Below are 24,014 nucleotides of genomic sequence, written 5' to 3' on the forward strand. Positions count from 1 at the left end.
GGCGCGTCCGATCCTGCCGAGCGCCCAGCGACCGCCTGCCCCCCGTCTACTTCCCCTGCCCGCCGATATCGCTGCCCAGCCGTTTCAAGGTCTTGCCGAGTTGATAGCCAAAGCCATAGACGCCCTCCTGACGTGGGGCCTGCGCCGGCTTCACCGGTGCGGCGGCGCTCGGCGTCGCCGCACGATGCGCGGCTGACGGGGCGCTCGATCGCGCGCTTTCCGCTTGCTTCGCGGCTTGCCTCGCGCGGCGTTTCTCCGCCCGATGCGCACGCGGCGTGTCGGCGCGATGACGCGGATGCACGACGGCGGCGACGGCCGCCGCTGCCAGCGCGGCCTGGGTGGCCGACGGTGTAGAGGATGCGGGCGCTGCCTCGCTGCGCGCCTCGCGCTGCGCGAGCTTGCCGTTCGGCTGCGGCGGCGACAAGGTCGTCTGCGCGGCCCCGCCATCGGCGGGAAACACCAGGCCCAGCGCGGCCGGCGTCACCGGCCCCGTCTTCATGCGCTGGCCACTCGGCCGCGGCGGCTGCAGCGAGATCGCCTGCGCCTTCACGTCCTCGGACAGGCCGGGAAATGGATCGATGCCGGTAATCCGCTGGAGCATCGCAATCGACACCACGGCGTACGCATCGCCGTCGCGGTTCGCCGTCAGATAGGCGGCGGCGCCGCGCTTGGGATCGTAAATAGCCTTCCACAGATAACTCGGCACGGCGACACGGGAATGCACCCAGGTCGGCGTCCCGATAAAGGCCGGCCCGCTGACGACATACAACTCGCCGCTGGATTTGGCCATCGCCCGCGTGCTGATTTCGATCCCCTGCCACAAGTGCCGATTATTCTCCGCGTCCTGCGGCACCATATTTGCCAGCGAGAAACTCTCCTCCTGCGCCGCGGCATCGGGCATATCGGCGCTCGGCGACATATGACCGCGATCGAAACCGGCGCCACGATAATCGGCCAACTCGGCGCGATCGTCGGCGACGACCGCCATCTCGGTATGAAAGGCATCGTGGCGCTTCTGCGCCTGGGACGCGGCCACGCTGTCACGCGTCAATCGCTCGGCAGACCACAAAGGGGTACGCGTGATCCCGGATGCCATCGTCGAATAGAAGCGGAAACACAGCATGTGCGAACGCGACACCTGCTCCATGCGCAACACATCGGGCGCCTGTCCGGCCACGAAGAATGCGGGACAGGCGCTTGGCGCGGCCCGGGCGGCCGGCACGTAAGCGGCCAACACCACCAGCGCGCCGAAGCATGCGGCAACAAACGAGGGAAATCGGGACAGGCGACGCATCCCATCGCCGCGCGAAAAGCGGCGGGAGGCAATCGAGGACAGGGAGGGAACAGACAGCAATGCAGTGATCAACGGGGTTTCATCCGAGGCGAAAAACAGCGGCATTATGCCAGCCTTGGCCTACCCCGCCCGGTATTCCCGCCGCGCACGTGGCGAATCGTGCGTCCGAAACCCAGACATCGGCGTGTCTCGCAGACGCGCCGATGTGCCATTACGCTGACGCGTCCGGCTCAGATCAATTCAGCGAAACCCGCCGCTTCCATCGGCTTGCCTAACAGGAAGCCTTGGAGCAGATCGCAGCCCAGACGCGTCAGCAGCGCTTGCTGCTCGTCCGTCTCCACGCCCTCGGCAACGATATTCAATTTCAGCGTATCGCCCAGCGCGACGATGGCGGACACGATCGCCGCGTCTTCGCTGCTGTTTTCGAGATTCATCACGAAGCCGCGATCGATCTTCAACTCGCTCGCCGGCATCCGTTTCAAGTACAGCAGGCTCGAATAGCCAGTGCCGAAATCGTCGATCGAGATGCGCACGCCGAGGTCGTTGAGCTGGTTCAGAATCGCCAGATTCGCCTCGACGTCTTGCATTGCCGTCGACTCGGTGATCTCCAGCGTCAACGTGCGCGGTTCGATGCCGTGCTTGTCGATCGACTGGGTGATCATCTCGATAAAGCGCGGATGGTTGAACTGCGCCGTCGAGATGTTCACGGCCATCGTCAACTCGCGACCGGCATCGGTCTTCGCGTTGCGCTGCCATTCCGACAATTGCCGGCACGCCTCGTCGAGGACCCATTCGCCGATGCCGATGATCAGCCCGCTGCGTTCGGCGAGCGGAATGAATTCGTCCGGTGCGATGCGGCCCCGCGTCGGATGGTCCCAGCGCAACAAAGCCTCGGCGCCGATCATCGGTCCGTTCGGCGCGCGGAACTTGGGCTGATAATGCAGGACGAATTCATTGCGCTTGCGCGCCAGCCGCAAGTCGTGCAACAAAGTGAGATGGCTGGCGTTATCGGTATGCATCGAGCCTTCGAAGAAACAGGCTTGATTGCGCCCCGCCGATTTCGCGTGATACATCGCGATATCCGCGCTCTTCACGAGATCGGCCGGTACCACGCCATCGCCCGGATACAGCGCGATGCCGATACTCGCCGACACCGTCAGATGATGCCCGGAGACGACAAAGGGATCTTCCAGCACATTGACCAGACGTTCGGCGATCGTGGCCGCGTCGGCTGCGCCAGCCACTTTTGCAAGCAGCACGAACTCGTCGCCGCCGAGCCGCGCGCAGGTATCCTCGGCATGGACGTGTTGGCGGATCCGCTCGGACACCTGCACCAGCAACTGGTCGCCGAGGTGATGGCCGAACGTATCGTTGACGGCCTTGAAGCCATCGAGATCGAGGAACATCACCGTGAATTTTCCGCGCGCGGCCGTGGCGCTCTCGATCGCCTGCTCCAGGCGATCCATCAACAGCAGGCGATTCGGCAGCCGCGTCAGCGTATCGTGCAATGCCAGACGCGAAAGCTCCTGATTCGCTTCGGCCAGCGACGACGACAGCATCGCCGTGTTGATTTCGAGCCGCATATCGAGGATCGACGTGATCAGTGCAACGGCCAGCACCGCGACGGTCACCACCAGGATCGGCAGCGCCAGCGCGTTCGAATTGAAACCGGCGCGTGCCGCACCGCACACCGAACCGATGGGGAATTCCGCCGCCAGCATACCGACGTAATGCATGCAGACGATCGCCAGCCCCATCACGACCGCCGCACCGATCCGGTAATAGCGCACATGCTGACCGATGCCGCGCAGGCGGAACGCCAGTTGCAGCCCCGCGCCCGATGCCACCACGGCAATCACGACCGAGAGCGCCACCAGGTTCGGGCGCCAGACGATGCCTGGCGTCATCTTCATCGCCGCAATGCCGGTGTAATGCATGGCGGCAATCCCGCCGCCCATCAGCAAGGCGCCGGCCGTCATGGTCGACCACCCCATTCGCGCGCGGCTGGCGAGCCACAACGCGAACAGGGACGCGGAGAAAGCGATAAGGAGCGACAGCAGCGTCAAGTGGGCGTCGAATCCCATCTCGATATGCGGCAGGGAGAAGGCGAGCATGCCGATGAAATGCATCGACCAGACGCCGAAACCCATCGCGCCGGCACCGCCGACGAGCCACCATTGCGCGGCGTTTTTGCCGGCCGTGCTGATGCGCCCGACGAGGTCGAGTGCAGTGTACGATGCCAGCATGGCGACAAGCACCGAGAACAAGACAAGCAGCGTGTCGTAACTGCCAACGAGCATGACAAACCTCTAGGACCGCCACGCAGATCCGAAAGACGGTGCCGGCGATTGAGCAAGGGAGCACGTGCCCCGCCAGAAGGCAAGGCACGACTCCGGAAGCGCGATTCGCGCCCTGCGGCAGCGCTGGCGTCCATCGCCGACGTATTCGGGAATTTGCGTCATCATCGGCGCCCTGACAGGGCGCCCTTTCATCGGATAACGGCTTTCGGAACGCGAACTTAAGGATTAGCACAAAAAATGCGTTCGAGCGAACGTATAGATTTGCGCCCTGGAAGTTCGGGCCGTGGCCGCCGCGTGCGCCCGCCACGGCCGACAACTTTTCGCGGCGGTTTGTCAGGCACGCAGCCCCGCCAGCGGTCGCTCCGCGACATCCTGGATCAAGGATTCCAGCACCTCGACATCGAACGGCTTGGCCAGCACCGGGATCTCGGCCTGCTTGGCGCGTTCGATCTCCGACGCATAGCCGGTCACGAGCACGATCGGCAGCACCGGCAGCACGTCGCGCAGCGTCAGCGCCAGATCGATGCCATTCATCGTGCCCGGCATGTGGATGTCCGACAGCACCATATCGAAGCCGTCTGCCGCGCTATCGCGCACGGCCATCAGCAAGGTCAAGGCGGTGTCGGCATTGTCGACCCATTGGACGCGGTGCCCCATGACATCGAGCAATGCCTCGGTCCCGGCCGCCACTTCCGGATTGTCCTCGACCAGCAGGATGGCAATGCCCCGTTCCTGGCCGGTTGCCGTCTCGGACGGCACGCCCTGCGCGCCTTTCGCCCCGGACTTCGACGATGCAGCAGAAGACGCCGGCGCCGCCATGGCGCGCCAGGACGCGACACCGGACGCCGCCGTCGAAGGCGTCCGATCGACCGACTCATGCACGGTCGGCGCGACCGGTGCGCGCATCGGCGCGGGCGTATCGGCAGCCGGCGGACCGCCCTCGGCCGCCACATCGGACACTGCCTGCGTCTGATGCGGCGCCGCTGATGGAGCGCGCGCTTGGGAGCGCGGCAGATAGAAGCGTACGATCGTGCCCCGTCCTATCTCGCTTTCGATCGTGGCCGTCCCTCCGGCCTGTTCGCAGAAGCTCGCCACCTGCGGCAAGCCCAATCCGGTCCCCATGCCTTGCGGCTTGGTCGTGTACAGCGGTTCGAACGCCCGTCGCAGGACGTCGGCCGGCATGCCGACACCGGTATCGGCAACCGAAATCCGCACATAGTCGCCCGCATGGCCGTACGACTGGCTCGTGCTGAAGCGCATATTCTCGACCTCGATGGTCATCGTGCTGCCGGGCCGGGGCGTGCCGCCCGCCGGGTAGGCCATCGCATCGCGCGCGTTCGCCGTAACGTTCAACAACGCCAATTCCAACTCGCCGGCATCGACATCGATCGGCCAGACATCGGGGGCGATCTGCAACACCAGACGCACTTCCGCGTGCAGCGCGCCGTTCAACAGCGGCGTGGCATGGGCAAGCCAGGTCTGCAGCACCAACGTCTCGATGCGTTGCGGCTGCTTACGCGCAACGCCCAATAATTGCCTTGTCAATTGTTTGCCGTTGCGAATCGCCCGCTCGATCGCGGCCAACTCCGGGCTGCTTTCCCCGGCACGGGTATCGTCCGGCGCCGACGGCGGCGGTACGCCGCGCCGACGCAGCACCTGGGCATTCGACGACATCGTCATCAGCAGATTATTGAAGTCGTGCGCGACGCTGCCGACCAGATTGCCCAGCGCTTCCGTGCGCCGCGCCTGCCGGAACGCCGCTTCGACCGAACGACGCGTAACGGACTCCGACCGCCAGGAAAGCCAGGCACGTTCCTCGGTTCGCAGCCGCAGCAAAGCGATCAGGATCACGGTCCACAGCACCAGGCATGGCACGAACACGCCCGCCGCCAGCAGTCCCACATGGGACAACCAGGCAGAAATCAATGCCGATGTCGGATAGCTGGAGAACACGTACACCGGATAACCGGCAACGCGGCGATACGAGATCACGCTCTGGTCGCCGTCTGCGCTCAGCGTCACTTCGCCGCTCGTGGTGCTGTCGTTATCGTCATAGCTGCTGTGACCGTTCTCGTCGGCCCCCAGGCCGCGCAGCAAGGCGGACAGCGCATGGAAGGGTCGGTTCAAGTGACCGACACCACTGCCGTCGCGCGGCGCGCCGGCCGGCAGACCGGACGGATAGCGCACCAGCACGACACCGTCGATCCGCGCCAGACCGACGGTCATCGATTGATCGGTACCGACCAGATCCTTGTAGAAGTCACTGAAATACTCGGCTTTCAGCGAGACGGCGACCACGCCTGTCAGCTTGCCATTGGCGTCACGACGCGCGGAGCTGGTCGAGAAGATCGGCTTGCCGGTCATCGCACCCACCATCGTCGGCGAGACCCATAACGTGGCGGCCTGATCGATCGCGGAATAGTCCAATCGATCGCGGAAGTCGCTTGTCGCCGGCGGATAGCCGGCACTGTTCACCAACATGCGCCCAGTGCCATTTAGCACGCCGATGGCGGCAACCTGCGGATAGCCGCCACCCAATTTGGCGAGGCGCTGCTGCAGCGCGCGACCTTGACGGGTAATCGACGCATCGGACGTCTCGCCGAGCAGATCCAGAATGCGCTCGTCGAGACTCTCGTTCAGGTCGAATACCTTGATCGCATGCTCTTCGGCGATGCGCGCCACACGGCTGGTTGTCGCCCGCGCCTCATCCCGGCGCTGGTTCAGGTCGATGACCGCCGCCACGCCGACATACATCAACGGCAGGACCATCGCGGCAATCAGCAGCGTGAGAAACGCCATCCGGATGCCGCGAAAGTTGCGGTCCGGCTCGATGACCGGCTCGGTTTCCGCAGCCAGGACGTCACGCGTCGTATCAGCTTGGTCTCGCGAGCTGATCGCGGATTCGGAGGGGGCGTTCAAGGGACGTCAGGGACGTGGAGTCAGCCGCAAGGGGATGCGCGAAATGGGCGCCGATGTCAGTCATTTTGCCAGAGCGGCGGGCGCCGTGCCAGAACTGGCGCCGACCCCACCACCCGGCACCGCTGCCGGGCGCCACGGACAGGCGCATCCGCCCCTTTCATCCGCACTGGACCGGAGGTCCGGGCGCCTCAGACGGGGTCGCCCCGCAACAGCGCGAGCAGCGCATCGATATCCACCGGCTTCTGGAAATAAAAATCAAAGCCGGCCGAACGGGCGTCGTTGATATGCTCGGTGTCGAAAAAACCCGTGATCGCGACAATCGGCGTATGCAGGAAGGCCGTCATGCGACGGAATGCCCGCGCAGTGGAAAAGCCGTCCAGCGCCGGCATGCCGATATCGAGCAGGATGGCCTCGGGCAAGGTCATCTTCGCCAAGGCCAGCGCGCTCATTCCATCGCTGGCGACCGAGACGTCATAGCCCTCGGCGCTCAGGCATTCGTGCATCGCGTAGCGGACATCGAGATTGTCGTCGACGACCATCAGACGCGTAAATTTTTCAGCGTTGCCATGTAATCTTGGATGGTCTCGCAGCGCGAGCCAGCGTTGACGCATCGCATATTTGGCGCTTTCCGATGTCGCGCTGGGCTGGCCCGGCGGCCAATCGGGCATACGCCGGGGCGGCATCCAGGGCGTCGTCGCGGGTCCCCCAGGCGCGTTGGCGGCAGTGGACGAGATGACGCGACCGGCATCGTCGAGGTCAAGCGTATAGCTGTCGGTCAGTCTGATATCGCGACTCGGCCGCGCGGACGCGCTGCCGCGGGCATCGGACGTATCAGACTTGCGTTGAGTGGACGCATCGGGACGAGTCGGGACATCGCTGTCACCGGCGGGCGAAAAAGGCAGACGATTGTTCGGAAGCGGCATATTGAATTGCGGTGAATGTCACCGCTTCGTGCGCGGAACGGCCACAGAGAAATAAACGGTCGTCGATGGCACGGCGCAGCCAAATGGCACCGCTACACCGCAGTCGACGAAAGCAAGTTGCTGTCAGCTAGCATGGAATGTGCCCGCCTGCCGCGCTTTCTCCGCCTTATTCCAATATGACGCACCCAACCCCGGGTATATCGATCTATCGGCCAAACAATGAGAGACCCGTCTTAATTATTATTAAATCAATATCAATAAGACATTTCCAATGGTAATTTTCCTTGGCTTTTCTCATTTCCAAAAAATTATTTTTAAATGGATATTTAGCCATGAAAACATCATTACGCCATCGACACATTGCTGCGTTAATACTGTTGTCCCCTTTCATACCGGCACAGGCGAGTGCCGACATATCGGACATGACGGGCGAGGCGCATGCATTCAGCATGGGCGGTGCGATTGCGCGGGACAATCCGCCGGCGGCGTATATCGGCGGCGCCGTGTTCGCCCGCGCGATCGATCAAACAGACGTGCCGATTATGCAAATCGACGCGACCATCGATCCGATATCGGCAGCCACCGATGCGTCCCCTATCACTGCGCCGCATCGTGACGCGCCGCTGCAAATAGGGAAAGGCATTACTGTTCCAGAGCAGGACCTCGATTATTCCAAGATACGGTGGCAACGGATGGACATCGGTTGGGTAGGTCATTTCGCTATCCGCGCGGCCGGCGCTGAAACGCTGCGCGCATCGCTGGCGCTCCATGGCGACGACGGTGAAACGCCGCTATCCGACGAGATCGCGCAAAAGATCGTTTTCCGTATCGCCGGGAACGACAAGAACGTGTTCGAGACCCGTGCGAAAGAGATCAGAGACAGCGCGAACTATTGGACGCCGCTGACATCGGGCGATACGATCCACATCGAAGTGGTCGCACCGCACGCGGTGCACCCCGCCACGTTTCGCATTCGCGTCCCGCGACTCTCTTATTTTTCCGATGCCCTAGCCAGCACACGCTACGCGGCGCCAGGAACGGCGCGCTATGCCCAACAGTTCTATGGCGCCGGCGCATGCCACCGCGACGTGATCTGTCGGCCGCAGACAGCGGCATTGCGCAATGCACGCGACGCGGTCGCAAAGATGGTCTATACCGAAACCAACGGAAAGTCATATATGTGTACCGGGACGCTGCTGAACAACGGACAGGTCCCTAAACGCGCGCTCTTCCTCACATCGCGCCATTGCATTCAGACGCAGAGCGATGCCGACTCCCTGCTGACCATCTGGTTCTATCAGACCACGCAATGCGGTGGCCCACCGGCGTCGATCGACCAACGCGTCACGCAACTCGGCGGCGGCGCCACGCTGTTATCGGCGCATCCGCTTTTGGACATGGCCCTGCTCTCGCTCAATCACGCGCCGCCCGCGGGCGCACACTATCAAGGGTGGAGCGCGAAGCCGCTGAAACGGGGCGAACCGATCACAGCGATACATCACCCCGCCGGCGATGCGAAGAAACATGCCATCGGCACGATCGCCGACATCGGGCTCTATCATCCCGAACGGGAACGCGCCAGAATCACCGTTCAGTGGGGCATGGCCGATGACGCGGGCGCCACCGAGGACGGTTCGTCAGGATCGGGCATCTTCACCGCCGACGCGGAGGGTGTGGCGCTGCGTGGCACCCTGAACGGCGGCTGGTCGCACTGCGGCGCCTCATTCGCGCGCAAAATCGATTACTACGCGCCGTTTTCCGATTTCTATCCTTCTGTTTCACATTACTTCGGACTACTTGACTGATAGGACATTCGGCCGGCCGTTACGAACACCCACGGCTGGCCGAAAGGCGTTTTCGAGACGTACCGAATACAAACAGTTCCCTTCACCCACTGTTATTTTTTAAATTCTTAATTAGGATTATTACGTTAATTAAACGAATATTTACCCATGAAACATCGTGCATTTATTAGACCTCTTATGTCGGTCTTTCTGCTCGCGCCGATCCACGCGCAGCCGGCTGCGAGATCCGACGGCCCGGTCGACAGACTGGGAAGCGAAGTAGCCATCAACGCTTCACCGGACACGCAGACGGGACGGGTATACTTCGTTTGTCCTATCGACAAGCATGCGGCGCCGCTGGTCCCCGTCGACAAACCGTCGCACGATATCGCAGAAAAAACGCGGCATGACACCGACGCGTCTGCCCTGAGCACGCCGATGCAGATGGTTAGGGCATTGCGGTCCCGGATCCCCGCATTGACGCTGCCCGGATAAACTGGAAACGGCTGGATATCGGCTGGGTCGGCCATTTCGATATCCGTGCAAACGGCGCGGAAACGCTCCGGGCTGCGCAGAAGCGCCGCTATAGCCAGGGGTTTTACAGCGCCGGGTGGTGTCAGCGCGATGTCGTCTGCCGACCGAAAAGTGCGGTATTACGCCAAGCGGCTAAGTCGGTTGCCGAAGGCGGCCCCGCTGCCTGCGGGAAGTGGATGGGCGAACGGCACGATGACTATGCACCGTTCTCGGACTTCTATCCTTCGGTGAGCCAATACTTCAACGTGTCCCGCTGAGCAATATGCCGCTGCGGGAAACGCTGTATATCGTATCGCGTGCGTTCAAGCGATAGGGGCAAAAAAACCGAATGCGCTGCCCGGACGCACGACCGCGCTGCTAGCGCAGTCGTGCTGTCGTGCAAAACAACGATCACGCCACCGCAGGTGTCACCGGCCGGCCACTTTTCAGCAGCAGCGACAGCACCAGGGTAATGGCGACATTCACCACCAGCGCCAGCAAGCCGATATAGATCGGATAGGACGCGCCACCAATCGCCACCGTGTACAGCGGCTTGATGCCTTGTTGCAACGCCAGCCCGGTACCGACGACCATACCCGCCGTCCAACCCAAGAACAGCGCCGGCAGTTTCAACCGCGAGGTGAACAAGGTGAACACCACGGCCGGGAAAATCTGCAGGATCCACACACCGCCGAGCAATTGTAGATCGATCGCGAATTTCGTCGGCACGAACAAGATGAACACCAGCGCCCCAAACTTGACGAACAGCGAAAACAGTTTCGCGCTCTGCGACTCTGCCTGCGGAGTCATATTCGGACTCACCAGCGGACGCCACAAATTGCGCGTGAACAGATTGGCGGCACCGATCGACATGATCGCCGCCGGCACCAAGGCGCTGATCGCGATAGCGGCCGCGGCAAAGCCGACAAACCACGCCGGAAAGACCTTGGCGAACAGCGCCGGCACCACTTGCGTCGCCGACGTGACTTTGATGTCGGCGGCGATGGCCATATAACCCAGCAGCGCGATCAGACCCAGCAACAAGGTGTAGGCCGGCAGAAAGACCGCATTCGTCTTGATCGACTTCTCGGAGCTGGAGCTCAGGATACCGGTCATCGTGTGTGGATACATGAAGGCCGCCATTGCCGAGCCCAGTGCGACACTGGCGTAGGCGGTAAATTGCGACGGCTTCAGCGTCAGGCCGGTTGCCCCGCCCTTCGCCGCGAACGCGTCGCCAGCGGCGGAGAAGACCGCGCCATAGCCGCCGAGCTTGCTCGGGATGATCCACACCGCCGCGATCACGACGATATAGATCATGATGTCCTTCACGAAGGCGATCATCGCCGGCGCGCGCAAGCCACTGGCGTAGGTATAGACCGCGAGGATAACGAAGGCCACGATCAAGGGCATTTCGCCATGCACACCCAGGCCTTCGATCACCACCTGCATGCCGACCAGCTGCAGCGCGATATACGGCATCGTCGCCAGAATGCCGGTCACGGCCACGGCCGCGGCAAACCATTTCCCGCCGTAATGGCCCTGAATAAAATCGGCCGCCGTGATGTGGTTGTAGCGATGGCAGACCTTCCACAGCTTCGGCATGACGAGGAAAACGAAGGGATAGACGATGATCGTGTACGGCAAGGCGAAAAAGCCGTAGGCCCCCACCGAATACACCAGCGCCGGCACGGCGATCACCGTGTAGGCGGTGTAGAAATCACCGCCGACCAGAAACCACGTAATCACGGCGCCGAACTGTCGGCCGCCCAAGCCCCACTCGTGCAACTGCGTCAGATCTCCAGCTTTCCAGCGCGATGCCAAAAAGCCGATCACGGTGACCAGCAGAAAGAACCCGACGAAAACGCCGACGGCGATAGGATTGATCTCGACATTCATCAGCGCATCACCTTGTACACGATGTAGATCAATAGCGACGTCAACGGTACCCACAAAAATTGATACCAGTAGAAGAACGGGAAGCCGGCAAAGGACGGCATGGCGTGGTTATAAAACGGCACCCACAACAACGCGATATAAGGAAGCACCAACAGCCATCTGAGCGCGCCGTATTTCTGCGGCGGCGTATCGACAATCGGTTCGGGATGCGCCTGTTCCTCTACGATCCCGCCCCCGGGGCGTGAATGAGCTGACTCACCGATAGGATTCATTTGTCTTGTTGTCTCGCTTGATATTCGCGTCACGCATCCGCGAAGGCATCTCCGCCGGACACGCGCCGATCTGTTTTCTTAAAATAGTGCCCGGCATACCGTTACACCGTCCGCGTGCATCCGCTGAGAGGGCGCCCGGTCACGCGACCAGCCGCTTGACGACGCGAGAACGCCGCTTCACCACTTCAGACTGTCAATACACACTTAATACGGGTTTTGGGCACCCGACAATAACGCCGCGAAACGGCGCACGTCAAGCAAATGCGAGAGGCTCGAAGCACCCGATCACCGTTGAAACAGGGATTTCGACAGAAAATCGATCACGGCTAATGCGCGGGCAAAGCCATGAAAACAGACGGGCTTGAACTCTCTTAAGTTATATTAAAAAAACCAATAAGGGTAATCCCCAGTTTTTCTCTATTTACGCGAAAAATGCGGCGTTAAAATGGTGCGATCGAATGCTTGGCCGCACCAGCGATTTACCCAACGCGGCGCGCTCAAAACGTGGCGCCATCCCGCGCAGGGTAATTCGCTATAATTCCAAAGAGCGTAAGCCGAACGTCGGGACGCGGCGCAGCAGCCCGCATCTCGACGAAGCAATGGTTGCGCGCCCCCGGGATGCAATGCCGTAGATTCACCAAGGAATCGTACCGATGTCGAAGCCGTTGCCTTACCGACCACGCACGTCGTCAATCATGTTGTGGATCGTGGCCGTCGGCTTCTTCATGCAGACCCTCGACACGACGATCGTCAACACGGCACTGCCCTCGATGGCGCGCTCACTCGGGGAAAGCCCGCTGCGGATGCAATCGGTGGTGATCGCCTACGCCTTGACGATGGCGATGTTGATTCCGGCAACCGGTTGGCTCGCCGACAAATTCGGCACCACACGCGTGTTCATGACCGCGATCTCCCTCTTCATGTTCGGCTCCATCGGCTGCGCCGCGTCCAGCTCCTTGGACATGCTGGTCTGGGCGCGCATCGTTCAAGGCTTGGGCGGCGCGATGCTGATGCCGGTCGGTCGACTCGCGCTGCTGCGTACGGTACCGGGCGATCAGTTTCTCCGAGCCATGAGCTTTGTCGCGGTCCCAGGATTGATCGGTCCACTGATCGGCCCCACGCTGGGCGGCTGGCTCGTCTCATTCGCCTCGTGGCATTGGATCTTTTTGATCAATGTGCCGGTGGGGCTGGTCGGCATCGCCGCCACCTACTTTTATATGATCGACTCGCGCGCGCCGGTAAAACGCTTCGATCTGAACGGCTATCTGCTGCTCGCGGTGGGCATGGTGACGCTATCGCTGTCACTGGATGGCCTGACGGACCTCGGGCTCCAGCATGCGACGGTGTTGGTGCTCCTGGTCGTCAGCTTCGCGACCTTGACCGCCTACGGCTTGCACGCCACGCGCGCGCCCTTTCCGCTGTTTCCATTGGATCTGTTCAAGATCCACTCGTACAGCGTCGGCTTGCTCGGCAATTTGTTCTGCCGGATCGGAACGGGCGCGATGCCCTACCTCATCCCGCTGATGTTGCAGGTCAGCCTCGGATACGAACCGTTCCACGCCGGCCTGATGATGCTGCCGGTGGCCGCCGCCGGCATGGGCGCAAAGCGCCTCGCATCCCCGCTGATCGTGCGCTTCGGTTATCGCACCGTGCTGATCAGCAATACCGCCGCGGTCGGCCTGGCGATGGCCAGCTTCGGCTTTGTCACGCCGAGCTGGCCGATGGGCCTGCTGCTGGTGCAGCTGGCCTTCTTCGGCGCCGTCAATTCATTGCAGTTCACCGCCATGAATACCTTGACGCTGAAGGATCTTGCGCGAGGCGGCGCCAGTAGCGGCAACGGCCTGTTTTCAATGGTGCAAATGCTCGCGATGAGCCTCGGCGTCACCATCGGCGGGGCCTTGCTCGATACCTTCCAATCGCTGGCGCACGGCGGCGCCGACGCACGCGGCTCATTGCCGGCCTTTCATTGGACATTTGCCTGCGTCGGCATCATTACCGCCGCATCGTCATGGATCTTCGCGCAATTGGCCCCGGAAGTCAGGCATGCCCCGCACGACCCCGCGGCGAATGACGAGGGTTGAGCGCGCGGTCATGGCGCCGCGTGCCTGACCGCGCGGGTTGCCGCACCGGAACGCGTGGCGCGGCCGCCTCGTGCTCCGGCACCTCGTGGCACGACAGCGCGGCGTCGATCGCCTCGGTCAAGGCGTCCAGATCGAATGGCTTGCACAAGGGCACGACATGCGCCGGCAAGCCGTCGTCGGTGCCGCCAACGTCATCTGATGCCGATGGCGTGCTTGGCTGACCGTGCGCGCGAACGCCGATCGTGCCGCCCGCTTTCAAGGCCATGCCGCTGATCACCACCACAGGCAGATCGACCCGGCGCGCCAGTTCGGCGCCGGACATGCCCGGCAGATTCAAATCCGTCACGAGCAGATCGGGATCCCATCCCGACAGAGCGAGGATGGCGTGCTCGCCACTGTCGACGCTACGCACGCAATGCCCCAAGGCCTCCAGCAAGGCGGCGCTGGCCTCCCGTGCATTGGCATCGTCCTCCACCAGCAAGATCGACAAGCCGGCCCGCGCCGAGCGCAACGACCCGACGCTCGGCACCGACGGCAAACGGGCAGCCTTGTCGTGCTCAACGTCGTGCTCAATGTCGTGCTCGATCTCCTGCGCGAGGTCCTGCACCGCTTGCTTGGCCGAAAGCGGGGACCGCGCGCTTGCAGACAGCGCGCCGTGCCGCGTGACGCCGTCCAGCATCGCGTGGAGCGTGCGCGCGAGATGCGCCTGATCATAGGGCTTGGCCAGCAGGCACACCGTCGGATCGAGGCGGCCGCCGTGCGCCAGCTCCTCGTCGGTATACCCCGACGTGAACATCACCGGCAAACCCGGTCGCACCGCGCGTACGGCGGACAACAGCGCCGCACCGCGTAGCGGCCCCGGCATCACGACGTCGCTGAACAGCAGGACGACGTTGGCACCGGCCGGACGCTGCAACACATCGACTGCCGCCTCGCCACTGTCGCAGGCGAGTACCGAATAGCCCAAACCCTCGATCAAGGCCACCACGGTCGCACGGACATCGCTGTCGTCTTCCGCTACCAGAATCGTACCGCTGCCGGCGAAGCGTTCGGCAGTATCGGCGACCCTGGCTACATCGGCAACCTCGCTTCCGTCGTCGGCATCGCAGGTCGCGTCGTCCGTGTCTGGATCGACGCTCGCCCCCTTCTGCGCAGCGGCGGAAGACGGGACGTCTGGCCGCACGACGTCCTGCGCCGCGCGCGGCAAATACAGCCGCACCGCTGTCCCCTTGCCGACGACGCTATCGATATAAATATGCCCGTTGCTCTGTTTCGCAAAGCCGTAAGCCATGCTCAGACCGAGGCCCGTGCCCTGACCCGGCGGCTTCGTCGTATAGAACGGTTCGAACACGCGATCCAGCACGTCGGGGGGCATCCCGCAGCCGTCGTCCATCAACGCGAACATCACATATTCGCCGGGACGCAATCCCGGATGCAGACTGGCGAAAGCGCTATCGATCACCGCGTTCTCGACCCGGATCGTCAAGATGCCCTCGCCATCCATCGCGTCGCGCGCATTGACCGCCAGATTCAGCAGCACGTTTTCCAACTGGTTGGCATCCACCCATGCCGGCTGCAATCCATCCGCGATCAGCGTCTCGACGCGAATGGTTTCGCCCAACAAACGGCGCATCATATCGACCATCGGCAAGCATAGTGCACGCGGTTCGACAACACGAGGCTGCAATGGTTGTCGCCGCGCGAACGCCAATAGCTGCGAGGCCAGTTTCGCACCGCGCGCGACCGCTTCCAGCGCCGTTTCCAACCGCGTGTGCGCCGCACTCACGCGCGCGGCCAACGCCGTTCGCGCGTCTCTCGGCGCAGGCAGGCTATCGCGCACCGCCTTCAGATCGCGATCGGCCAGTTGCACATTGCCACTGATGATCTGCAGCACGTTATTGAAGTCGTGGGCGACGCCGCCGGTCAACTTGCCCACCGCCTCCATCTTCTGCGCCTGGGCAAGCGCCGCTTCCGTCTGTCGGCGCTCGGACTCACTGTCGCGTAACGCCTGTACCGATTCGCGGACCAAGCCTTCCAGATCCGTCCGATCGCGCTGCAACGCTTCGATGATTTGCGTGCGCCCGGCATCGAGCGCGGGACCCGGCCACTGCGCCTGCGTCACGTCGGTGCAATGTTGCAGCACATGCGCCGACGTGCCGTCGGCACCGGACACCGGCGTGTGGGTGATGCGCCAGTACCGATCGAGCAGCGGGCCCGCGACCGCGCGCTCACCCGCCTCCTCACCCGCGTGCGAGGCCCTCGCCTTTTCCACGGGACGCCGCGCGCGAATCGGATAACGCACGCAAGGCAACGTATCGGCCAGACCGGTGGCGCGCGCACGGTGTACGGAATCGCGTATCAATGCGGCGGCGGAGGCAGAGACGGAGGCGATGGTGGCCGTGATCGGCGCGGCGACATCCAATGCGCCGGTGTAGTCGGGAAAGGCGTCGAACCAATACTGGCCGACGATATCTTCCCGCTCGCAGGCCATCGCCGCCAGATAGGCGCGATTGACCGCGACCGTGCGCAACGCGAGATCCAGCACCGCGCAGGGCGCCGGCGACGCGTCGAACAGCGTACTGAAATCAAGGCTGGATGTCATACTGACCCGATACCCGATGACGATGATGACGCCATTCTACCCCCGGCCTTCGACACCGCAATCGACATCCGCGCGGTTAAACCCACTTGCGTCAAACGCGTGACAATAAAGTAGCGCGATACGCTGTCGAGACGTCGGTGTCGCCGCCCAACCCAGGCGACGGACGAAAAAAAACCCGGTCCACAAGGGGCCGGGTTTGAATCCACCAAGGAGGAGGTGGAGGAGACAGCTTCAGTATAAACAGCGATTGACAAACGTCAATATTGATTAGCCATTTAGAAGGAGCCCCCATGCCGCGGAAAACGACCGAAGCCAAGCCAAACCCCGGTAAACAAAGCACAAAATCGGTTTCCCCGCGCGCTGGCACCGCCGTGCGTAAAAACGTCGCACCCGATTCCGAATCCCACATCGCACCCGATGCGCGGCCCGGCAGTGCGGCGCGCAAGCGCAATGCAGTGATCCATGACAGCGCTCTCGCGAGTGGTGGGAACGCGGCGACGCGCGAGCCGCGGACCACGCATCGGCAACACGCAAGCAAGACGGCGCGGATCCTCGCCATCGATATCGGCGGCACCGGCCTGAAAGCCGCGCTGCTCAATGTAGACGGGAAGATGACCAGTGAGCGCCAACGCATCGATACGCCCTACCCGTGTTCGCCTGAGCGCATGATCGACGCGTTGCTGGAGCTGTGCGGCCCGCTTGGCGACTTCGACTTTCTGTCGATCGGATTTCCCGGCGTCGTCCGCGACGGCAAGGTGCTCACTGCGCCGCACTTCGATCACGTGGATCCGGACGATCCGTTCGCCGCCGGGATCATGCAACACGCGAACAAGGCAAAAAAGCACGATAAGGACAGTGCGGAGGACGCCGGCTCTGCGCGGAAAGCGGCCGACACGACCGACAAGCACGGTGTCCCCACCGAGGACACCGCCTGGCGTGGTTTCGCGCTTGGACAAGCGGTTGCGGCCGCCCTCGCAAAACAGACCAATGCGCCGGTCCGCCCGGTCCAAGTCATCAACGATGCCGAAATGCAGGGGCTGGCCGTGATACGCGGCGAGGGGCTGGAGTTCGTGCTGACGCTCGGCACCGGCGCGGGGTCGGCGTTGTTCCGCGACGGCGTGCTGATGCCCCACCTCGAACTCGCGCACCATCCGATTCGCGGCCGCAAATCGTACAACGACTATGTCGGCGACGCGGCCCGCAAGAAAATCGGCAAGAAACGCTGGAATCGCCATGTGCAGCGCACCCTCGCGATCCTCGATTCCCTGCTGCATTTCGATCATCTCTATATCGGTGGCGGCAATGCGCAGCGCATCGCGTTTCCCTTGCCGCAAGAAGTGACGATCGTATCGAACGACGCAGGCATCGAGGGCGGCGCGGCCTTGTGGCGTGACGTCGCCGTCTGACGCATCAAGACCTACACGCATATTAAAAAAAGCGGGGGCCGATATACCCCCGCTACGCCTATCCAGGAAACACATCGATGACACGCCCTTCGCTTCCCCCTCGGCCGATCCGCGCCGTTCTCTCCGACATCGACGGCACGCTGGTCCGATCGGATAAATCATTGAGCCCGGCGGTGATCGACGCCGTCACCGCATTGCGTCGCGCCGGCATCGCGTTTTCGATCGCAAGCGCCCGACCACCCCGCGCGCTGTCGGATCTGGTGAACGCCCTCCACCTCGGGGAAGCCGTCGACGGTGCCGACACGCAGGCGGCACACGGCGCCGCCGACACCGCCGACGCCGCCCCCGCCTTCGCGCCGATCGCGGCCTTTAACGGCGGCAATATCATTGCGCCCGATCAGCGCGTGCTCGATGCACTGCGCCTGCCGCCCGCCGTTGCGCGTGAGGTCGTCACGGATCTGCAGAGTCGCGGCCTGTCGCCATGGATTTTCACGGAAGGCGAGTGGCGTATCACCGATCCCAATGCCGCCTATGTCGATGTGGAAACGCGCACGCTGGGTTACGGCCCGACCGTCGTCGATGCCTTCACCGATCACGATTTCGCCTCGGTCGATAAAATTCTGGCCGCGTCCGCCGACTTCGACGGTCTGGCGCGCATCGAGCACGAAATCGCCAAGGCCTTCTCCGGCAAGCTGAACACCGTGCGCTCGCAGAAATACTATCTCGACATCACGCATCCGGACGCGCATAAAGGCACGGCCGCCCACGCCATCGCGCGACACCTCGGCATCGGGCTCGACGAATTGGCGGTACTCGGCGATATGTCGAACGATCTGCCGATGTTCGACGTCGCCGGTTTTGCCATCGCCATGGGGCAATCGGAGAAGACGATCCAGCAGCGCGCCAATGTCGTCACGGCCAGCAATGACGACGATGGCGTCGCCAAGGCCATCTACGAATGGATCCTCCCGTCTCAGCATCGCTAGACGGAGAAATGACCACTCAACCAGGCACAAAATGCCCTTGCGATCTCTACGGGATCGCCTACACTCAAATCCCCGACGTCGGCTCCGACGCTCGGCCCCCTTGCAGCCGTCCCACTATGATCATCGTTGCGCCGTGAGTCGTCGTTGGCCAGATTCGCTCTGGCGGCTGGAGGACGACTCGACCGAGAATCGTTATCCGTTTGGAGTCGCCATGTCCGCATCGCATCACTTCGCGCTGAATTTCCTTCTACCCCAGCCAGACGACGACCTGATTCCAGGTGAAAGCCGTGCATTCGATGCGCAGCTGGATTGCCAGATTTCGCGAATGGACAGTTTGTCCCTGCGCGATCTGCGTGCCGAACCGGCCGACTGGGACGATGCCGACGATCCCGAAACGGCGTTTGCGGAATACCTCGATGCATCGGACGCGCTCGATATGGGGGACTTCGACCGTTGGTCTGTACGCGGGCGCCGTTACTCCTGATTTACCCCGCCGATGCAGCAGGCCGCGCGCGCGGCACGGCCAGGCGCCCCTTGCGCGCCGCCGTGCCGCCGACCGCCACGGCTCCGGGACATCCCGCATCGATTCGCCACCAACCCTCGCCTCGCCGCTCCCCCCGTTTTCCTGCCCGATTTGCCCCCGTGCGTCCAGTGCATCGTCTTATCTGACACGTCTGCTGTTCAGGAGCGTGCGCGGGAACGCCGCGCCTGGGTATAATCGCAGCCGTGCCGGCGGCCGACGCCGAGCCCCTTACTGAATTTGGAGCAGCCGGTTGGCAAGCGCGGAACCCCTTCCCTCGATGGACACCACCCCGGACGATGCCGTGGCCAAGGCGCGCCGCAGCTCGTTCTATATGGCGATGCGGGTGTTGCCGCGCGAGCAACGCGACGCGATGTACGAGATCTACCGCTTCTGTCGGGCGGTGGACGATCTCGCCGATGACGAAGGCCCCTGGGACGCGCGCCGCGCGGGACTCGACCTCTGGCGCGCCCGTATCGACGCATTGTTCCCCGACACGCCGCGTAATGCGCCCGCGGGCACGCCCGATGCCGCGGCGCTCGTGCCGGCCGGCTTGCGCACCGCGACCCGGCAGTTCGCGCTGCACAAGGAAGACTTCATCGCCGTGATCGACGGGATGCAGATGGACCTCGACGCCGACATTCAGGCGCCATCTTTCGCTGTCCTCGACTTGTATTGCGACCGTGTCGCCAGCGCGGTGGGGCGTTTGTCGACGCAGGTCTTCGGCCTGGACCGGGCGCAAGGCATTGCCTTGGCCCATCATCTCGGCCGCGCCTTGCAGTTCACCAATATCCTGCGCGATCTGGACGAAGACGCATCGATCCACCGGCTCTATCTGCCGCGCGAGGCGCTCCTCGAAGGCGGCATCGATCCGACGCTCTTCGATCAGGCAAATACCGCCGCGCCCGATTGGGTCGCGGCTGCGGGCCCGATGCCTTATCCGATCACGGATCACATGGACGGCGGCGCCAGCGCCGTCGCAAACGCCGCGGTCGCCGCCGCGCGGCCCGACGCGCCGTTGCGCACGACACCGGAACGCGATGCGGCGATCACAGCCCTGCTGGCGGCGCCGGGGCTGCCGAAGGCCGGCGCCTGGCTTGCGCGACAGGCGCAAATACACTATCAGGCGGCGCACGCACTGATGCGCGTCGCCCCGCGCCGCGCCGTCAAGGCGCCGCGACTGATGTATGCGGTCTACCACGCGATCTTCGCGCGGACCGTGCAGCAAGGATGGGCCGCCCCGCGTCGTCGGGTGCGCCTGCCGCGCTGGCGACTGGTCTGGCTATTATTGCGCCACGGCTTATCGTAAGTCGGTGAGCGGATCGGCCGCACCCGGCCGCGATACGGTTTTCCCGCCGTATATCGGGCGCGACTGTTGTATTGGATTCACTATCGTCGGCGCTTTTTTTTCGAGACTATGGCTTGAAGCAGCGCCGCGCGATCTATGGCACGATGTGCCCGCACGGCCCGCGCATCCCCAGCAGGATGCTTTATATCCGGGATAGCGGGCCCAATGGAATAATCTGTTTCTTGCTGGAGACTGGACGCACGCCGGCCTGCCCGCGACAATCGCGACGCTGTCTGCGCTATCCGTGTTAGCCGAAGAATGACGTCCTCTCTGCAATGAGATCGCGGCGCCAAGGCAGATAGCAGCAGGACCGGAGAGAGATCGGAGAAGGATGGATACGACGCCCTTGGAGAACCAAGCCCTCACTCAAGCGCTGAAGCAGGCGGACGGGCAAACACAGACTGGCGGCAATACGGCGACGCCCAGCGCTCGCGCGCCCGCACCGGCCACGACGACCGGCGCGCCCGTCCCCGCGTCCGCATCGCTCGCGGATAACGCGCCCTCGTTCGACGCGCTGGAACGCGCGGTCGACGCGGCGACCACGCGCCTGCTGTCTGATCAGCGCAGTGACGGCCATTGGCTCTACGAACTGGAAGCCGATGCGACGATTCCGGCCGAGTACGTGCTCATGGTGCACTATCTCGGCGAGACGCCGGACCTGACGCTGGAAGCGAAAATCGGACGTTATCTGCGGCGAATTCAGGGCGATCACGGCGGCTGGCCGCTGTTCCATGACGGCGCGCTCGATATCAGCGCCAGCGTCAAGGGGTATTTCGCGCTGAAAATGATCGGCGACCCGGTAGATGCGCCGCATATGCGGCGTGCGCGCGAAGCGATTCTCGCCGCCGGCGGTATTGCCAAGGTCAACGTCTTCACCCGGATTCTGCTCGCCCTTTACGGCGTGGTGTCCTGGCGCGCGGTGCCGATGATGCCGATCGAGATCACGCTGCTGCCGATGTGGTTCCCCTTCCACTTGTCGAAAGTGTCGTACTGGGCCCGCACCGTCATCGTTCCGCTGCTGGTCCTGCAACAACGTCGCCCCCGCGCGCGCAATCTGCGCGGCGTCCGTCTGGACGAGCTGTTCACGGACCCGGCCGTCAATGTCGGTCTCAATGATCGCGCGCCGCACCAACACGCCGGCTGGTTCCGTACGTTCCGCGCGATCGATGCGGTACTGCGCAAGACCGACTGGTTGTTCCCGAAAGGTCTGCGGGCACGCGCGACGGAGGTCGCGACCGAATTCGTCGCATCGCACTTGAACGACGAGGACGGGCTGGGCGCGATTTTCCCGGCCATGGTCAATTCCGTGATGATGTACGACGTACTCGGTTACGGGCCCGAGCATCCGCAGCGGGCGATCGCGCGACGCTCGGTCGACAAGCTGCTGGTGGTCGATGCGGCGGACGACGGCGAGGCGTATTGCCAGCCTTGCCTGTCGCCGGTGTGGGACACATCCCTCGCGGCGCATGCGCTGCTCGAATCCGGCACGCCGACGGCCATCGACGCCGCCGCGCGCGGTGCCGAGTGGCTGCGGCCGCTGCAGATTCTCGATGTCGTCGGCGACTGGTCGGCGCGGCGGCCGATGGTGCGTCCGGGCGGCTGGGCCTTCCAGTATCGGAACGATTACTACCCGGATGTCGACGATACCGCGGTGGTCGCGCTAATGATGGATCGGCTGTCGGACCGCGCGGATTATACCAAGGCGATTGCCCGGGCGCGGGAATGGGTCGTCGGCATGCAGAGCAGCGACGGCGGCTGGGGCGCGTTCGAGCCCGAGAACACGCACGAATACCTGAACAATATCCCGTTCGCCGACCACGGCGCCTTGCTGGACCCGCCGACCGTCGACGTCTCGGCACGCTGCCTGTCGATGCTGACGCAGTTGGGCGCCAGCCGCGACGACCCGACCGTCGCGCGGGCCACCGACTACATTCTGATGCATCAGGAACCGGACGGCAGCTGGTACGGCCGCTGGGGCATGAATTACATCTATGGCACCTGGGCGGCGCTGTGCGCATTGAACGGCGTCGGCATCGACGCCCATCAATCGCCGTTGATCCGCCAGTCGGTGGACTGGCTGTTCTCGATCCAGAACGAAGACGGCGGCTGGGGCGAAGACGGCGACAGTTACCGTCTGCACTACGATGGCTATCGGCGTGCGCCGTCGACCGCGTCGCAGACGGCCTGGGCCGTGCTCGGCCTGATGTCGGCCGGTGTCGTCGACGATCCGCGCGTCGCACGCGGCGTGGCCTATCTGATCGCGCAGCAAGGCAGCGATGGTTTCTGGAACGAGCCGCTTTTCACGGCCACCGGTTTCCCGCGGGTGTTCTATCTGCGCTATCACGGCTATTCGAAATATTTCCCGCTCTGGGCGCTGGCGCGGTATCGCAACCTGAAGCGTGACGGACAGCGTCACGTCACATACGGGCTATGACCGCTGACGGCAGCGGCAGCGGCGCAATCGATTCCGACGCAAGGAAACCGGTGCTGGTCGTGGCCGGCATGGTATTGGAAGCCGATGCGCTACGCGGCGGTCACGGTATCGATGTCCGCGTCGCGATGGGCCCTGCCGCGCGCGACGCGGACGGACGGCTCGCCCACCTGGCGCCTCGCGTCATGGGACTCGTGAGCTTCGGCACGGCCGGCGCCCTCGATCCCGCGCTGCGGCCAGGCGATTGCTTGCTGGCCACCGGCGTCGCCGATCCTTCCGGGACGCAACAGCCCACCGATACGCGATGGCGCACCGCACTGGCGGCGGCATTGCAAAGCGGGACCGCGGCGACGGTGCGCGTGCATCAAACCTTGATCGCGGGCTCGGACACCGCCGTCTCGAGCGCCGACGAAAAAGCCGCGTGCTTTGCCCGCACCGGTGCGGCCGCTGTCGATATGGAATCGCATGCGCTGGCGGCGCTGGCCGCGGAATGGGGCCTCCCCTTTCTGATCTGCCGCGTCGTTCTCGATCGCGCCGATCATTCCTTGCCACCGGCAGCCCTGGCCGGCCTGACCGCCGACGGCCGTACCGTCGTCCTGCCAGTCATCGGCGCCTTGCTACGGCAACCGGCCCAACTCGGCTCGCTGCTGCGATTGGGACGCGATGCGGGCACGGCACAACGCGTCTTGAAGCAGATCGCCGCCGCGCTGCCGCCGCGCTTCGGCTTGCCGACGTAACG

At 63.5% G+C, this 24,014-nt stretch carries 15 protein-coding genes; 8 read left to right on the forward strand and 7 right to left on the reverse strand.

What is annotated here, in order from left to right; genetic code table 11:
* Positions 1-46 precede the first annotated feature (46 nt).
* From ABEG21_RS08615 to ABEG21_RS08630, 4 genes are all read right to left on the reverse strand, one after another.
* Complete coding sequence (locus ABEG21_RS08615) at positions 47-1,399, reverse strand: DNA/RNA non-specific endonuclease (RefSeq protein ID WP_347554259.1); 1,353 nt, start codon at positions 1,397-1,399, stop codon at positions 47-49.
* A gap of 125 nt (positions 1,400-1,524) precedes the next feature.
* Positions 1,525-3,594 (reverse strand): EAL domain-containing protein, encoded by a 2,070-nt coding sequence (locus tag ABEG21_RS08620; protein WP_347554260.1) that lies wholly within the window; start codon positions 3,592-3,594, stop codon positions 1,525-1,527.
* 333 nt (positions 3,595-3,927) lie between these two features.
* Positions 3,928-6,513, reverse strand: a complete 2,586-nt coding sequence (locus tag ABEG21_RS08625) for an ATP-binding protein (protein WP_347554261.1) — start codon at positions 6,511-6,513, stop codon at positions 3,928-3,930.
* A gap of 188 nt (positions 6,514-6,701) precedes the next feature.
* A complete protein-coding gene (locus ABEG21_RS08630; protein ID WP_347554262.1) occupies positions 6,702-7,436 on the reverse strand; it encodes a response regulator in 735 nt (244 codons plus the stop codon).
* 332 nt (positions 7,437-7,768) lie between these two features.
* Between ABEG21_RS08630 and ABEG21_RS08635 the strand changes: the two genes are divergently transcribed.
* Entirely contained in the window at positions 7,769-9,241 is a 1,473-nt protein-coding gene (locus tag ABEG21_RS08635; RefSeq protein WP_347554263.1) for a serine protease, read from the forward strand.
* 903 nt (positions 9,242-10,144) lie between these two features.
* Here the strand turns inward: ABEG21_RS08635 and ABEG21_RS08640 are convergent.
* Both ABEG21_RS08640 and ABEG21_RS08645 read right to left on the reverse strand, forming a co-directional pair.
* Positions 10,145-11,632 (reverse strand): sodium:solute symporter, encoded by a 1,488-nt coding sequence (locus ABEG21_RS08640; RefSeq protein ID WP_347556682.1) that lies wholly within the window; start codon positions 11,630-11,632, stop codon positions 10,145-10,147.
* A complete protein-coding gene (locus tag ABEG21_RS08645) occupies positions 11,629-11,826 on the reverse strand; it encodes a DUF3311 domain-containing protein (protein WP_347556683.1) in 198 nt (65 codons plus the stop codon). Before ABEG21_RS08645 ends, ABEG21_RS08640 begins: the two co-directional genes overlap by 4 nt.
* 770 nt (positions 11,827-12,596) lie before the next feature.
* On the opposite strand from ABEG21_RS08645, the gene mdtD reads away from it, so the two are divergent.
* Positions 12,597-13,982, forward strand: coding sequence for a multidrug transporter subunit MdtD (mdtD, locus tag ABEG21_RS08650; RefSeq protein ID WP_347556684.1), 1,386 nt, complete (start codon positions 12,597-12,599; stop codon positions 13,980-13,982).
* On the opposite strand, the gene ABEG21_RS08655 is transcribed toward mdtD, so the two are convergent.
* Positions 13,939-16,584, reverse strand: a complete 2,646-nt coding sequence (locus ABEG21_RS08655) for a response regulator (RefSeq protein WP_347554264.1) — start codon at positions 16,582-16,584, stop codon at positions 13,939-13,941. The two genes, mdtD and ABEG21_RS08655, sit on opposite strands and share 44 nt — an antisense overlap.
* 548 nt (positions 16,585-17,132) lie before the next feature.
* Here ABEG21_RS08655 and ABEG21_RS08660 point away from each other — a divergent pair.
* The 6 genes from ABEG21_RS08660 (at position 17,133) to ABEG21_RS08685 (ending at position 24,012) form a co-directional block, all read left to right on the forward strand.
* On the forward strand, positions 17,133-17,990 hold the full coding sequence (locus ABEG21_RS08660; protein ID WP_347556685.1) for an ROK family protein: 858 nt from the start codon (positions 17,133-17,135) through the stop codon (positions 17,988-17,990).
* A gap of 77 nt (positions 17,991-18,067) precedes the next feature.
* The gene (locus ABEG21_RS08665; protein WP_347554265.1) at positions 18,068-18,976 is read left to right on the forward strand and encodes an HAD family hydrolase; all 909 of its coding nucleotides are present in this window, start codon (positions 18,068-18,070) and stop codon (positions 18,974-18,976) included.
* A 211-nt stretch (positions 18,977-19,187) separates the two neighbouring features.
* Positions 19,188-19,460, forward strand: a complete 273-nt coding sequence (locus ABEG21_RS08670; protein ID WP_347554266.1) for a hypothetical protein — start codon at positions 19,188-19,190, stop codon at positions 19,458-19,460.
* A 316-nt stretch (positions 19,461-19,776) separates the two neighbouring features.
* Entirely contained in the window at positions 19,777-20,805 is a 1,029-nt protein-coding gene (locus ABEG21_RS08675) for a squalene/phytoene synthase family protein (protein ID WP_347554267.1), read from the forward strand.
* 370 nt (positions 20,806-21,175) lie between these two features.
* A complete protein-coding gene (gene shc / locus ABEG21_RS08680; protein ID WP_347554268.1) occupies positions 21,176-23,278 on the forward strand; it encodes a squalene--hopene cyclase in 2,103 nt (700 codons plus the stop codon).
* Positions 23,275-24,012 (forward strand): hypothetical protein, encoded by a 738-nt coding sequence (locus ABEG21_RS08685; protein ID WP_347554269.1) that lies wholly within the window; start codon positions 23,275-23,277, stop codon positions 24,010-24,012. The genes shc and ABEG21_RS08685 overlap by 4 nt, the downstream gene beginning before the upstream one ends.
* The last annotated feature ends 2 nt before the right edge of the window (positions 24,013-24,014 follow it).

It is taken from the genome of Robbsia sp. KACC 23696 (assembly GCF_039852015.1).
GTDB lineage: Bacteria > Pseudomonadota > Gammaproteobacteria > Burkholderiales > Burkholderiaceae > Robbsia.